This is a genomic window from Microbispora siamensis, assembly GCF_016863095.1.
GTDB classification, from domain to species: Bacteria; Actinomycetota; Actinomycetes; order Streptosporangiales; family Streptosporangiaceae; genus Microbispora; species Microbispora siamensis.
On record NZ_BOOF01000047.1, the window covers coordinates 62429 to 77145 of the forward strand.

11 protein-coding genes are annotated in these 14717 nt (G+C 70.5%); 6 read left to right on the forward strand and 5 right to left on the reverse strand.

Features of this window, described 5'->3' with window-relative positions; all coding sequences use genetic code 11:
- Nucleotides 1–48: 48 nt before the first annotated feature.
- A complete protein-coding gene (locus Msi02_RS33700) occupies nucleotides 49–1572 on the reverse strand; it encodes an FAD-dependent oxidoreductase (RefSeq protein WP_204051902.1) in 1524 nt (507 codons plus the stop codon).
- 375 nt (nucleotides 1573–1947) lie between these two features.
- Between Msi02_RS33700 and Msi02_RS33705 the strand changes: the two genes are divergently transcribed.
- Complete coding sequence (locus Msi02_RS33705) at nucleotides 1948–2427, forward strand: MarR family winged helix-turn-helix transcriptional regulator (protein ID WP_239108964.1); 480 nt, start codon at nucleotides 1948–1950, stop codon at nucleotides 2425–2427.
- 9 nt (nucleotides 2428–2436) lie between these two features.
- Here the strand turns inward: Msi02_RS33705 and Msi02_RS33710 are convergent, their stop codons facing one another.
- Genes Msi02_RS33710 through Msi02_RS33725 form a run of 4 tightly spaced genes read right to left on the reverse strand, consistent with a single transcriptional unit; the run spans nucleotide 2437 to nucleotide 6648 of the window.
- Nucleotides 2437–3267: an SDR family NAD(P)-dependent oxidoreductase gene (locus tag Msi02_RS33710; RefSeq protein WP_204051903.1), complete on the reverse strand. Its 831-nt coding sequence runs from the start codon at nucleotides 3265–3267 to the stop codon at nucleotides 2437–2439.
- A complete protein-coding gene (locus tag Msi02_RS33715; RefSeq protein ID WP_204051904.1) occupies nucleotides 3264–4106 on the reverse strand; it encodes an amidohydrolase family protein in 843 nt (280 codons plus the stop codon). The genes Msi02_RS33710 and Msi02_RS33715 overlap by 4 nt, the downstream gene beginning before the upstream one ends.
- The gene (locus tag Msi02_RS33720; protein WP_079316310.1) at nucleotides 4103–5290 is read right to left on the reverse strand and encodes a mandelate racemase/muconate lactonizing enzyme family protein; all 1188 of its coding nucleotides are present in this window, start codon (nucleotides 5288–5290) and stop codon (nucleotides 4103–4105) included. The genes Msi02_RS33715 and Msi02_RS33720 overlap by 4 nt, the downstream gene beginning before the upstream one ends.
- Nucleotides 5290–6648: an aspartate aminotransferase family protein gene (locus Msi02_RS33725; protein ID WP_204051905.1), complete on the reverse strand. Its 1359-nt coding sequence runs from the start codon at nucleotides 6646–6648 to the stop codon at nucleotides 5290–5292. Before Msi02_RS33725 ends, Msi02_RS33720 begins: the two co-directional genes overlap by 1 nt.
- 189 nt (nucleotides 6649–6837) lie before the next feature.
- Between Msi02_RS33725 and Msi02_RS33730 the strand changes: the two genes are divergently transcribed.
- The 5 genes from Msi02_RS33730 to Msi02_RS33750 all read left to right on the forward strand — a co-directional run bounded on the left by Msi02_RS33730 (nucleotide 6838) and on the right by Msi02_RS33750 (nucleotide 14693).
- Entirely contained in the window at nucleotides 6838–7647 is an 810-nt protein-coding gene (locus Msi02_RS33730) for an IclR family transcriptional regulator (protein ID WP_204051906.1), read from the forward strand.
- 218 nt (nucleotides 7648–7865) lie between these two features.
- Nucleotides 7866–10007: a putative phage tail protein gene (locus Msi02_RS33735; RefSeq protein WP_204051907.1), complete on the forward strand. Its 2142-nt coding sequence runs from the start codon at nucleotides 7866–7868 to the stop codon at nucleotides 10005–10007.
- A gap of 11 nt (nucleotides 10008–10018) precedes the next feature.
- Nucleotides 10019–12139, forward strand: coding sequence for a putative phage tail protein (locus Msi02_RS33740; RefSeq protein WP_204051908.1), 2121 nt, complete (start codon nucleotides 10019–10021; stop codon nucleotides 12137–12139).
- A 35-nt stretch (nucleotides 12140–12174) separates the two neighbouring features.
- On the forward strand, nucleotides 12175–13428 hold the full coding sequence (locus tag Msi02_RS33745; RefSeq protein WP_204051909.1) for a Gfo/Idh/MocA family protein: 1254 nt from the start codon (nucleotides 12175–12177) through the stop codon (nucleotides 13426–13428).
- Nucleotides 13429–13460: 32 nt separating this feature from the next.
- A complete protein-coding gene (locus tag Msi02_RS33750; protein ID WP_204051910.1) occupies nucleotides 13461–14693 on the forward strand; it encodes an ABC transporter substrate-binding protein in 1233 nt (410 codons plus the stop codon).
- Nucleotides 14694–14717: the final 24 nt, after the last annotated feature.

The following is a 14717-nucleotide window of genomic DNA, read 5'->3' on the forward strand; positions in this document are numbered from 1 at the left end:
GCGCGGGGCCACTGGCCACCGCGCGGTCCGGCCTCATCGCGACGCTCCTCACGCGGCGGGGATCACCTCCTGCCGCGGGCTCGCGGATGCGCTGATGTTCAGGTGGGTTTCGAGGTAGGCGTCGATGACGTTCAGGTCGGCGGTCACGGCGGCGACGTAGCCGTCGGGGCGTACCAGGACCCACTGCCCGGGGGTGAGTCCGTAACCGTCGCGCACGTGCCCGCCGGTGTCGACGATGTCACCGCGTTCGCCGATGGTGTGCACGTGCACGTCACGCCGGGCGGCGGGGGCGTCGCCGGCGGGCACGTCGTAGCCGATCAGCGTCCAGTGGGTGCCCTTGAACAGGGAGAACAGCCTGGTGGGCACGCCGCTGGCACCGGTGACGGGCGCGTCGGGTGCGCGGTCGCCGGCGAGCACGCCGGTGGTGCGCTGGGGGCCGACGAGGGTGAGCGGCGAGTCGGGGTAGCCGAGGTCGAGCTGGCTGACTGCCCGGTTACGGCTCATATCGCGGTTCTTGGCCGCCTCCAGCAGCCGCTTCGACAGGCCGAGCACGGCCTCCGCGACCGGGCGGCGCTCCCTCTCGTACGACGTCAGCAGCAGGTCCGGGGCGCCGCCGAGCACGGCGGCGAGCTTCCAGCCGAGGTTGTAGGCGTCCTGCACGCTGGTGTTCAGTCCCTGCCCACCGGTCGGCGGGTGGACGTGTGCCGCGTCTCCGGTCAGGAACACGCGTCCGACCTGGTAGGTCTCGGCCAGGCGGGCGTTCATCTCGAACACCGAGGCCCACGAGACCGACTGGATCAGCACGTCGTCGCGGCCGGTGCGCTCGCGTAACAGCGCCGTCAGGCCCTGCGCGGACAGATCGACGTCCACGCCGAAAGGGACCGGTCCCATGAGCTGGAACATCTCGGTGCCGTAGAGCGGGCACAGCATGATCTGGTCCGCGGCTCCCCGGCCCCAGCGGTGCCATACCTCGAACGAGACCCCCTCGACGATGACGTCGGCGACCACGGCACGTACCCCGAGGGTCTCACCGTCGAAGGCCACGCCCAGGGCCTTGCGCACGAAACTCGACCCGCCGTCGGCGCCCACGAGGTAGCGCGCGCGCACCGTGCGCGCACCGTCAGGGGTGACGATGCGGGCGCTCACCCCGTCCTCGTCCTGGTCGAAGCCGACGAGTTCGTGGTCGTAGTGCGGGGCGTGGCCGAGCTCGGCCAGCCGCTCGCGCAGCCTGCGCTCGGTGAGGAACTGCGGGACCAGCAGCGCGATGTGGTAAGGCTCGTCCGGTGTCGGGCCGGGCATGTCGATCACGTTGGTGTCGACCGGGCCGTCGTCGGTGTAGGAGCGCTGGGGCGGATACTCGCCACCGGAAGCGATGATCTTGTCGATCACTCCGAGGTCCTCGAACACCTCCTGGGTGCGCGACTGGATGCCCTTGCCGCGTGACCCGACGAACGGGTGCGCGGCCTTGTCGATCAACAGGAAGCTCACGCCCCGGCGGGCCAGCTCGATCGCGAGGGTCTCCCCGGCCGCCCCTGATCCGCAGATGATCACCTCGACATCGGTCTCGGTCATGTTCCGCTCCTCTCCGAAAATTATGTGTAAAACGCACTCATCTTAGGAAGGGGTTCGGGTGATCGTCAATCGTGATCGCTTCGCCCTGTGAGGATCAGCGGCATGAGCAGTGAAGACGCCGATCGAAACCTTGCCGCTCTGATGGAAGATGAGTGCTGGATGCACGGATTCGACAGAAGGTGTGCGGGATCGCACGGTTGCCGCGAGACCGGCTCCGTGGCGCTCCGTGAGGACCAGGCGCCCACGCGTTCCGGACGGCGGGCTCCGTCACCGCCGAGCGAGCCCGCCTCTCCGTCGTCGGCGGCGCCGCGGGCGAACCTCCTAGAATTGCCCGTTGGATGAAGGCCCGATATCAGGAGGGACGGTGGGGCGGCCTTGAGCACACGGCGACGCCAGACCACGTTGCGCCGTCTCCACGGGGCCATCATCGATCTGGTCGTGCTGATGAACCTGCCCAGCCGCGACGATGTTCTGTTGGCCGAAGCCGGCGTCTCCCTCGACCGCGCCCTGTTCCCCCTGCTCGTGGGCGTCGAGCGATTCGGGCCGATCGGTGTGGGCGAACTGGCCGAGCGAGCCGGACGCGACTACACCACCATCAGCCGCCAGGTCGCGAAACTCGCCGCCCTCGGACTCGTCGAACGACGCCCCAGCCCTGCCGACGCCCGGGTGAAAGAGGCCATCATCACCGCCGAGGGCCGCCGCGTCACCGACGCTCTCGACGCCGCCCGCCAACGCCTGGCCGGTCCCGTACTCGCGCAATGGAGCGACCATGACCTCATGGAGCTCGAACGCCTCATGCGCCGCTACGTCGACGACATGTTCGCCGCGGCGGCGAAGGCCACCGACGGCGACTGACGAGCCGCCCTACCGCGGCTGATCCAGACCCGAGCGGTACGGCGGCATGAACCGATGGCGGGGCATCTGGTCGGCCAGCACGCCGCCATCGACCACGAGGGTGGCGCCGGTGACGTACCGGGCGGCGTCGGACGCGAGGTAGACGACGGCCCCGGTGACGTCGTCGGGCGTGCCGTACCCACCTCTGAGGGGGATCCGCTCCGCCCAGGCCGCCTCGAACGCCTGGTGCTCCAGGGGGAACGCGTCGTCGATCGGCGTGGCGATCATGCCGGGCGCGACGGCGTTGACGGTGATGCCGTGCGGGCCGAGCTCCGCCGCGAGCGACTTGGTGATCAGTTCGACCGCGCCCTTGGACGCGTTGTAGTGGGCCAGCCCGGCCTCGGCCATCAGGCCGTTCTTCGACGAGACGTTCACGATCCTGCCGGTCCTCCCCGCGGCGATCATGTGCTCGGCGATCCGCTGGGACAGGAAGAACACGGCGTCGACGTTGACCGCCATGATCTCGCGCCAGGCCTCGACCGTGATCTCGTTGAAGTGCTCGAGCCTGGCGATCCCGGCGTTGTTGACCAGGATGTCCACCGGGCGCTCGGCCCAGAGGCGGTCGGCGAGGCCGGCGAGACCGGCCGTGTCGGCGAGGTCGAACTCGACCGTACGGCAGGCCCTGCCGTACGCCGCGACGAGCCGGACGGTCTCGTCCAGCGGCGGCCCGCCCGGCCTGTCGATCGCCACGACGTCCGCGCCGGCCTCGGCGAGACCGGCGGCGAACGCCTGGCCGAGACCGCGCGCGGCGCCGGTGACGACGGCTGTCCGTCCTGTCAGGTCGAACCTTCCCCCGTTCATGCCAGTCCCAGCAGCGGGAGGGCGTCGCGGTGGATGAGGTTCTCGATCTCGTCGCGGTCGAGCGGGGGCAGACCGGGGATGCCCGCCACGGCCCCGACCGCCCGCAGGCCGTCGATCGAGGCGTCGACGGTGGTGAACGGGTAGTCGCTGCCGAACAGCAGCTTGTGCCACACCCCGTAGTCCTGCACGAGCCTGAGGCTGTGCCAGAGCTGGAACGGGCGGTAGTGGAGCGCGGAGACGTCGGCGTAGACGTGCCGGTGCTTGCGGATCACCGCGATGCACTCGCCCTCGAACGGGTGGCCGAGATGCGCCAGGACCATGCGCAGCTCGGGGTGGCGGATCGCGACCTCGTCCAGGTGGACGGGGAGCGCCCACTTCAGCGGGGCCTTGGACACGAACGTCGTGCCGGTGTGCACCAGCAGGGGCAGCCCGTGCCGCTCGGCGTAGGCGAACAGGTCGTCGTACTCCGGGGCGGCGGGGTCGAATCCCGCGTACATCGGCATGAGCTTGATCCCGCGCAGGCCCAGGTCCTGGTGGCCGCGCACCAGCTCGTCCCGCCAGCCGGGCTGGGTGGGATCGAGCGACAGGTAGCCGATCAGCCTGTCGGGGTGCGCGGCCACATAGCCGGCCACGTCCGCGTCGTCCACCCACAGGCCCGACCTGCGCGCCTTGCCGCCCACCACGATCGTCCGGGTGCCGTCGGGGGCGGAGGCCGCGTAGTCGGCCCACCGCACGGTGAGGTCGACGTGACCCCCGTGCGCTCGGGCCGACTCGGCGGCGAAGGGGTCCCCGACGTCGTCCGGGCAGGTGAACAGGTGTGAGTGGACGTCCACGATCATGTGCGGTTCCGCTTCTCCCAGCCTTCGGCGAACATGTTCCAGAACCGGTGGCTCGGCGGGTGCTCCTCGAAGACCTCGTCGGCCAGCTCGATTCCCAGTCCTGGCTTATCAGGTATCCCGATATATCCGGATTCGATGGGCAGGGCGCCGCGGACCGCCTCGAAGACGTACGGCTCCAGCAGGCCGTCGAAGGTCTCCAGGATCGTGAAGTTCGGCATGCCGAGCACGGCGTGCACCGACGCGGTCGTGCACAGCGGCGAGTTCGAGTTGTGCGGCGCCACGGTCATCGAGTGGAGGTCGGCCAGCGCGGCGAGCTTGCGCACCTCGGTGAACCCGCCCGCCATGGACAGGTCCGGCTGGATGATGTCCACCGCGTCGGTGGCGAACAGCCGCGCGTACTCGTACCGGTTGTGGAAGTGCTCCCCGCCCGAGATCGGGAAGGCCGCCCGCTGACGCAGCTCGGCGTACCGCTCGATGTGGGTCCACGGCAGCGGCTCCTCGAACCAGCCGATGTCGTACGGCTCCAGCTCCCGCACCAGCCGGGCGGCGGTGTGGAAGGCGAACCGGGCGTGCCCCTCGACGAACAGGTCCACGTCCGGGCCGGCGGCCTCCCGTACGGCGGCGACGATGTCGAGCGAGAGCCGCAGCTCGGCGCGGGACAGCTCGCCGAGGCCGGCGCCGAACGGGTCGAACTTCAGCGCGGTGTAGCCCTTGGCGACCGTCTCCTTGGCCCGCTGCGCGAACGCGCCGGGCTCGCGGTCTCCGGTGTACCACCCGTTGGCGTAGACCCTGACCCGGTCGCGGCAGGCGCCGCCGGTGAGCCGGTAGACGGGCACGCCGAGCGCCTTGCCCATCAGGTCGTGCAGCGCCTGGTCCACGCCCGACACCACGATGCCGCCGACGTCTCCGCCGCGCAGGAAGTCGCCCTGGTAGAGCCGGAGCCAGATCTCCTCCACGTCGAACGGGTCGGCGCCCAGCAGGTGCCGCTGCGCCATCGCCTCGGTCAGCAGGCAGGTCTCCCGCGCCCGGTAGGGATGGGTGATCTCGCCGACGCCCGACAGGCCCGCGTCGGTGTGGATCCGGACGTAGCTGAAGTCGCGCCAGGCCGTGCCCAGGGTGAGGGTCTCGACGCGGCTGATCCGCCCGGCGGGGCCCGCCGGACGGGTGGTGTTCACGGTCAGCATCAGCGGGCTCCTCCCATGGTGGAGGCGGTGCTCAGGTCGCCGGGCGCGCCGCCGTCGGCGAGCTGGGCGCGGACGGCCGCCTCGGTGGTCTCGATCAGCCGGTCCACGTCCGCGTCGGTGTGCGCGTACGACAGGTGGCTGCGCTTGAGGTTGAGCGGCAGCTCGAAGACGCCCTGGTCGACCATGCGGCGACGGTATCCGACGAACATGCCGGTGTCGTTGGCGAGGAGGTCGTCGTACGTCTTCGGCAGCCGGTCCATGAAGTAGGTGACGAACACCGAGCCGTACCCGGTGACGACGGCGGGCACGCCGAGAGAGGCGAGCACCGGGGGAAGCTCGGCGCGCACCCGGTCGCCCAGCCGGAACACGTGCTCGTGCACCGGCTCCTCGCGCAGCTTGCGCAGCGTGGCGAGCGCCGCCGCGACCACCGCCGGGTGGCCGTTGTAGGTGCCGGCGAAGAACACGGGGGCGCCGGGGCGCGAGCTGAACAGGTCCATGAGGTCGGCGCGGCCTCCGAGCGCGCCGACGGGATAGCCGTTCGCGATGGCCTTGCCCATCGTCGTCAGGTCGGGGGTCACGCCGGCGATCTCCTGCCAGCCGCCCAGGCCGTGCCGTACGCCGGTGATCACCTCGTCGAAGACCAGCACGCTGCCGTGCCGGGTGCACTCCTCCCGGAGCGTACGCAGGAACTCCGCGTCGGGGAGCAGGCAGCCGACGTTGTGCGGCACGGGTTCGACGATCACGGCCGCGATGTCGTCGCCGTGGTCGGCGAACGCGGCGCGCACTCCGTCCGGGTCGTTGAACCGCAGGACGAGCGTGGCGTCGAGGACCTCGGGCAGGATGCCGGTGGAGATCGGGTCCCTGCGGCCGACGCGGTCGGGCGCGGAGATCACGTTCATGCTCACGGCGTCGTGCCAGCCGTGGTAGCAGCCCTGGAACTTCACCACCAGCCGGCGTCCGGTGGCGGCCCGCGCGACCCGCAGGGCATGGAAGGTCGCCTCGGAACCGGTGCTGGTCAGGAGCACGCGCTCCATGCTGGGAACCAGCTCCGCGAGCGTCTCGGCCAGTTCGATCTCGCCCTCGGTGACGCCGACGCCGCACAGGTCCAGGGTGCGTCCCGCCTCCGCCACGGCCGCGGCGACGTCCGGGTCGTTGTGGCCGAGCAGGGGCGGGCCGAAGGCCGCGTGGTAGTCGGTGTACTGCCGCCCGCCCGCGTCCCAGAACGTCGCGCCCTGGGCCCGGGCGATCACCAGGTCGGCGAGTCCCGGAACGTTCCGCTGTCCGCTGTTGACCCCGCCGGGGATGACCTGGCGAGCCCGTTCGGGCAGGGAGATGGACGGGGCCGGTTGCTGATTCACATGGTCTCCTTGGCCGCCGCACCGGGACCAGCCCCGTTCCGGTGTGACGCGAGTGTTTCCGCCGCAGATCGATTGTTACGAACACTATTCGGTGGAACCGAACAGGTAGCGGCATCTTATGGAGGCGTCCATGCCAGGTCAATGCCGTACGGGGGAGATGTGGTGAAAAATGCGCTACAGTGTTCGGCTATGACGAACAGTTCGGCGAATGGCGAGGTGGAGAACTCCCGCTACTGGATCCGCAGCGTCGCCCGGGCGGCCGAGGTCCTCGAGGCCCTGGCCGGCGGCCCCCCGGGGGAGGGCCTGAGCGTGACCGAGGTGGCGGCGGCGTGCGGCCTGTCGAAGAGCTCGGCCTTCGCCACCCTCTACACACTCCAGCGGTTCGGCCTGGCCGCCGACGACGGCGAGGGCATGAACCGGCGCTACCGGCTGGGGATGGCGCTCGCCCGGCTCGGGGACAGAGCGCGCGACCAGTTGTCCCTGCGGGACGTCGCCCGTCCCATTCTGGTGGAGCTGACCCGGACGACGGGCATGAATTCCCGGCTCGCGATCCCGGAGAGCGACCAGGCCGTGGTGATCGACCAGGTGAGCAACGGCGAGCGCATCCAGGTGGACCTGCGGATGGGCGTGCGGGAGCTGCCCCACTGCACCGGCCTCGGCAAGGCGCTGCTCGCCGAGATGGAGGATCGGCAGGTCGAGGCCCTGATCGAGAGGGTCGGGCTGCCCCGCCGCACGGCGCACACGATCACCGACCTCGACCGGCTGCTGGCGCACCTGCGCGACATCCGCGAGACGGGCTACGCGCTCGACGACGAGGAGGATGCGGAAGGGGTGTTCTGCGTCGGCAGCGCTCTGCGCGACCATTCCGGGACGTGCGCCGGGGCCATCAGCATCACGGGTCTGAAGCCGGCTCTGCCCACGTGGCGCTACCAGGAGCTGGGACGGCAGGTGCGGGACGCGGCCCGGCGCATTTCGTCGGAACTCGGCTACCGGCCTTGATTTACTGGCCGAAACCTGCTTAAGGTTTGCGCCACATCGGGCGAACAACTGGCCCCCGCGACGTCACAGCCCCTGACCGCGGACGGTTTCGGCCAGCAGCTCCGCCGCCTGCACGCCTCACGCGTGTCCGCCCGGCCTTCATTCACCCCCTGCCGTGCCGCGTCTCGCCGCCCGGCCGAAGGTTGAGGCATCTTGTGAAATACCCCCAGAAATCCCCTGTGGCCCGCCGTGCTCTGCTGACGGCGGGTGGTGTCGGTGGGCTGGCTCTGCTGGTTCCCGGTACGGCTCACGCCGGGCCGGCGGCGGAGCTGAAGAACGCGGTGTACGCGGTGGCGACGGTGGCCGAGCTGCTGTCGCTGGACGGCAGGAAGATCCCGGACGGGACGCTGGTGCAGGTCGCGGGTTACAAGGCGGCCGGTGACGGCGGCGGCATGCTGGTGCGCTGGGACGCGGACTCGACCGCGACCGCCAACGGCGGCACGATCCTCGGTGGGCCGGGCGCGGGCCGGTGGGTGCAGGTCCACGACGGCGTGGGCGACTTCCGCAGGTTCGGGGTGTTCGGCGACGACGCGCCGGCGGACGCCGCGCTGGACGCGATGGTGAACGATCCGTCCATCCATCGGATCGAGGCCCACACCGACCTGCTGTTCGTCAAGCGCCATAAGTACACCCGCTCGAACCTGGAGTTCGACTTCGGCGGCCACACCGTCCGCACCGACGGCATCGAGAAGAACACGCACGACAACCCGTTCGGCGCCGTGATGTTCTTCCGTGGGGAGGTCACCGGCACGGTCGTCGAGCACACCCTGAGCGCCCCGATGCCCGACCTGGCCGACGTCTTCGAGGTCGGCGACTCGTCGAAGTTCAAGGTCGGCCAGTGGTGGACGGCGGTGGTGAACAACCTCTCCGGCCGCGACGAGCGGGAACTGCAGAAGATGGTGCAGGTCACCGAGATCGTGGACGGGTCCCGCATCCGGGTGAACTACCAGAACGGCTGGGACCTCGACAAGGGCCGCGTGATCACCTGGACCAGGGTGAAGCCGGTCGAGCGGGTCCATGTCAGGAACATGGTCTTCGTCGGCGCCCCGCCGTACGACGGGCCGAAGAACGGGGAGTTGCCCGACGACCGGGAGTACACCGGCTCGCATCCGGTGGCCTACGAGTACGCCGCCTGGTGCGACGTCTCGGGCATCGACGCCTCCCTCACCTGGTGGCCGGTAGTCATGCGCCGCTGGTGCACCTACTTCCGCACCGAGAGCTGCACGCTGAAGAACCCGCCGACGGTCTTCTACGGCGGCGCGGGTTACCTCACCCAGCAGATCTACTGCCTGTACGGCCACGTGGTGGACTGCCACACCTCCAACGCCCGCCACCTCAACGACCTGACCGCGTCGGCCTACTGCGTGGTGGAGAACTGTCACGGAGACGGCGACGACGCGGGCGGCAACCCGTTCACCACCCACGGGCAGTACGAGCACGACCTGGTGTTCACCGGCAACTCCGGCCTGATGGACATCGCCAACTCGGGCGCGCAGTGGGGGATCAGCGCGAAGCGGATCACCGTACGCCGGCACGTCTGCTCCTGGTTCACGGCCAACACCAAGATCACCGATCTGACGCTGGAGGACGTCAAGGTGATCCCGCGCTCCACCTTCGACCCCGGCGGCACGCTGACGGTCAACGCCGACGGCGTCCAGATGCGCGGCTGCTCGGCCAGGACGTTCGCCGTCGCGCAGCGCTCCGCGCGGTCCGGCAGGCCCAACGTCATCGAGGACTGCAGCTTCGACCTTCCCGAGGGGCAGGTCGTCGTCCAGACGCCGGTGACCAACCCCGTCCACTTCGTCCGGTGTGTCTTCACAGGCGTGAACGGCGCGGTCATGCGCGGGTCCGGTCCCATCCACCTCACCGACACCGTCATCAGGGGGACGGCCGGCGCGGCGCCGCTGCTGATCGGAGCCGCCGAGGTCGTCGTGTCCGGCGGGCGGCTGACCGACAGCGGCATCCGCCTGTCCGCGGTCCGCGAGCAACGGATCTCGATCGGCGGGGGCGCCGTGGTCGAGGGGACCAACAGCGAGAAGGCGCTGCTGTCCCGCGCCGACGGCGCACCGGTGCGGTGGGAGCTGGGCGACTACGTCAGCTCGACCGGCGACGGCGGCACCGCGCACGTCGCGATCACGAGCGGCGTCAACCGCTACTCCGCCGTCGGGGCGCGGTTCCGCGGCGGCGCGATCACGCTCGCGGACGCCGCCTTCGGCGGCGACTCCCACCTCCTGCACACGGGCTGCGCCGAAGAGGGCGTCACCCGTACGGTCCCGGCGGCGGGGCCCCGAGTCATCACCACCGGCAACCTGGCCGTCTGAGGAGTCCCGAAATGAGTTCATCCATGAGGTCCCGCCGTGCCCTGCTGACGGCGGGTGGTGTCGGTGGGCTGGCTCTGCTGGTTCCCGGTACGGCTCACGCCGGGCCGGCGGCGGAGCTGAAGAACGCGGTGTACGCGGTGGCGACGGTGGCCGAGCTGCTGTCGCTGGACGGCAGGAAGATCCCGGACGGGACGCTGGTGCAGGTCGCGGGTTACAAGGCGGCCGGTGACGGCGGCGGCATGCTGGTGCGCTGGGACGCGGACTCGACCGCGACCGCCAACGGCGGCACGATCCTCGGTGGGCCGGGCGCGGGCCGGTGGGTGCAGGTCCACGACGGCGTGGGCGACTTCCGCAGGTTCGGGGTGTTCGGCGACGACGCGCCGGCGGACGCCGCGCTGGACGCGATGGTGAACGATCCGTCCATCCACCGGATCGAGGCCCACACCGACCTGCTGTTCGTCAAGCGACACAAGTACACCCGCTCGAACCTGGAGTTCGACTTCGGCGGCCACACCGTCCGCACCGACGGCATCGAGAAGGCCGGATACGACGACCCCTTCGCGGCCGTGCTCTTCTTCCGGGGCAAGGTGACCGACACGGTGGTGACCGCGCCGCTCACCGCCGACATGCCGGAGCTGTCGGACGTCTTCGAGGTCGGCGACTCGTCGAAGTTCCAGGTCGGCCAGTGGTGGTCGGCCGAGGTGAGCAAGGGCGCCGGGCAGTGGGAACGCGAGCTGCAGAAGCTCGTGCAGGTCACCCAGATCGTGGACGGCTCCCACATCCGGGTGAACTACCTCAACGGCTGGACGCTGAAGGCCGGGCGGTCGATCACCTGGACGAGGATCGAGCCGGTCGAGCGCGTGCACGTCAGGAACATGGTGTTCACCGGCGCGGGCGCGGACCAGTACACCGGCTCGCACCCGGTCGCCTACGAGTACGCCGTCTGGTGCGACGTGTCCGGCATCGACGCCACCGGCACGTTCTGGCCGGTCGTCATGCGCCGCTGGTGCACCTACTTCCAGACGCGCTCCTGCTCGCTGAAGAACCCCACGTCCGTCACCTGGGGCGGCGCGGGCTACCTCACCCAGCAGATCTACTGCCTGTACGGCCACGTGGCCGACTGCCACACCTCCAACGCCCGGCACCTCAACGACTGGACCGCCTCGGCGTACGGGCTGGTGGAGAACTGCCACGGCGACGGGGACGACCAGGGGCCGTTCGTCACCCACGGCCAGTACGAGCACGACCTCGTCTACACCGGCAACTCCGGTCTGATGACGTTCGCCAACTCCGGCGCGGCGTGGGGCTCGGCGGCCAAGCGGATCACCGTACGCCGGCACGTCTGCTCGTGGTTCGTCGCCCGGGTGAAGGTCACCGATCTGACGCTGGAGGACATGCGGGTAATCGGGAAGCCGTCGCTCGCGGGCTCCGGGATGATCTGGGTCAACGCCGACGGCGTCCAGATGCGGGGCTGCTCCGCGACCGACCAGCTGATCATCTCCCAGTCGTCCGCCCTGTCGGCCCGGCCGAACATCATCGAGGGCTGCGACTTCACCCTCGCCGCCGGTTCGGAGATCGTGCAGTCCTCGGTCACCTCGCCCGTGCACATCGTGCGGTCGGTGCTGTCGAACCTGGACGGCAACGCCTGCAACGGCACGGGAGAGCTGCACCTGGTCGACAGCACCCTGCTCGGCAAGGAGGGCGGCCGGCCGCTGCCCGTCGCCGCCTCACTCGTACGGATCCAGGGCGGGCGGCTGTCGGGCACCGGCATCCGGCTGTCGGGCAAGAAGGACCAGCGGATCCACGTGGGCGGCGGCGCGGTGGTCGAGGGGACGAACGGCGCGAAGGCGCTGCTGTCCCGCGCGGACGCGGGCGGGACCGTCCAGTGGGAACTGCGCGACTACCGGAGCACGACGAACGACGCGGGCACGGCCCACGTCGCGGTCGAGACCGGGAAGAACGTGTACTCGGCGGTCGGCGCCCGCCTGTCGGGCGGGAAGGTCACGCTCGCCGGGGCCGCCTTCGGCGACGGCTCGCTGCTCCAGCACACCTCCTGCGTCGAGGAGGGCGTCTCCCGGACGGCGCCGCCGGACGGCCCCCGGGTTCAGACCACCGGAAACCTCGTTCTCTAACCTTCTTACTCCCAAACCATCACAGAGGAGTGCAAATGGAACGCCGGGTCGCATTGGCCCTCGCCGGCGCCGGAAGCCGGGGCCAGACCTACGCCTCGTGGGTGGCGCGCAACCCGGACCGCGCGCGGCTCGTCGCCGTGGCCGACCCGGACCCCCACCGGCGCGGCCTCGTCGCGGCCGGGCACCCCGGGGTGGCGGAGTACGCGACCTGGCAGGACATGCTGGCCGCGGACGTGCCGGCCGACGCGGTGATCGTGGCGACCCAGGACAGGGACCACGTCGACCCGGCCGTCGCGTTCGCCCAGGCCGGGCGCGACCTGCTGCTGGAGAAGCCGCTCGCGCCCACGGAAGAGGAATGCAGGCGGATCGTCTCCGCGGTCACCGAGGCCGGCGTACGGCTGGCGGTCTGCCACGTGCTGCGCTACACGCCGTACACCGACCTGGTGATGGAGGTGGTGCGCTCCGGCGTGCTGGGCGAGATCATGAGCGTCCAGCACCTGGAACCGGTGGGCTGGTGGCACGCGGCCCACTCCTACGTACGCGGGCCGTGGCGGAGCGAGAAGCTGGCCAGCCCGATGCTGCTCGCCAAGTCCTGCCACGACCTCGACTGGCTGGCGTACGTGACCGGGCGCAGGATCGCCCGGGTGGCGAGCTTCGGCGACCTCGGCCACTTCCGGCCCGACAAGCGCCCCGCGGGCGCCGCGGACCGCTGCCTGGACTGCGCGATCGAGCCCGAGTGCCCCTATTCGGCGCCCAAGCTCTACTACCCCGCGCTGCGGGAGCGCGGGGCCGTCTGGCCCGTCAGCGTGATCACCGACGCGACGGACGAGGCGGGCGTCACCGAGGCGCTGCGCACCGGCCCGTACGGCAGGTGCGTCTACGCCTGCGACAACGACGTCGTGGACCACCAGGTGCTGGCCCTGGAGTTCGAGGGCGGCGCCACCGGGACGTTCACGATGACCGCCTTCACCGAGCAGACCCACCGGCAGACCCGGATCTTCGGCAGCCACGGGCAGCTCGTCGGAGACGGCGAGCGGGTGACGGTCCTGGACTTCCGCACCGGCAGGACCGAGACCACCGAGGCCGGCCCCGTCGGCGGCGCCAACGCCGGCGAGGGCCACGGCGGCGGGGACGACGGCGTGATGGACGCCTTCGTGCGCGCCGTGGCCGTCGGCGACGACGCCCTGATCCGATCCGGCCCGGCCGAGTCGCTCGCCTCCCATCTCGCGGTCTTCGCCGCCGAGCGCGCCCGGCACTCCGGCACCGTCGTCGACGTGCCGGAACAGTGAACTTCCCCGATCCCCCAGAGAGGACCTTCCCCATGCGACTTCGCATGCTCGCGCCGGTCGTGGTGGCGGCGCTCGCCGCCGCGGCCACCGCCTGTGGCTCCGGCTCCGACGCCGAGTCCGGCAAGCAGACCGTGACCATGTGGGTGTACCCGATCATCCCGGACGAGGCCAAGCACAAGGCCTTCTGGGACGGACAGATCGCCGCGTTCACCAAGGACAATCCGAACATCGACGTCAAGGTCGAGATCTACCCCTGGGCCAAGCGCGAGGAGTCGCTCACCACGGCGATCGCCGGCAACAAGGGGCCCGACCTCGTCTACCTGATCCCCGACCAGATCCCGAAGTTCGCCAAGGCCATCCAGCCGGTCGACTCCTATCTGTCGGACACGGCCAAGGCGGACTACCGCGACAACGTCAAGCAGGCCGTCACCCTCGACGGGAAGCTGATGGGCGCCCCGATCCTGATGGGCGCGAACCCGCTGATGTGCAACCGGAAGGTGCTCGACGCGGCCGGGGTCGAGGCTCCCAAGACCTGGGACGACGTGCTCGCGATCGCGCCGAAGCTCAAGGAGAAGGGCTTCGACGTCACCAACTACTACGCCGACCCCGGCGCCACGCTGAACCAGTCGTTCTACCCCCTGCTGTGGGAGGCCGGCGGCAGCGTGTTCACGCCCGACGGCGCCAAGGTGGCCTTCGACGGGCCCGAGGGCCTCAAGGCGCTGACCTTCCTCAAGACGCTGGCCGACAAGGGCTACGTCGAGAAGGACCTGCTCACCGGCATCCCCGCGTTCGAGCAGACGCACCTGGCGCAGAACAAGACGGCCTGCACCTGGCAGCAGGTGCCCGCGGACGTCGAGTCGTTCTGGGGTGCGGAGAACATCAAGATCTACCCGCCGCTGAGCGACGCCAAGCAGGTCGGCTACGGCTCCATCGGCGCGCTGTCGATGCTCAAGGGTTCCAAGGCCAAGGACGCCGCCGGCAAGTGGCTGGCCTTCGCCTCCGGCGCCGCCGTCACCAAGGCGTACGACACCGCCTCGGGCTTCTTCTCCCCGCAGAAGTCGACCGGCGCCCTCTACACGGACGGGCCGAACGCCGAGATGGAGAAGACGCTCGACCTGATGCAGGGCGCGCCGCTGCACGACAAGGCGCGCGACGTCATGGGCGTGCTCGCGCCGGAGATCCAGGCCGCGCTGATCGGCCAGAAGAGCCCGCAGCAGGCTCTCACCGACGCCGCCACCGCGGCCAACGCCCTCATCGGCCAATAAGACCGGCGTCCCCGGCCGCCCCGA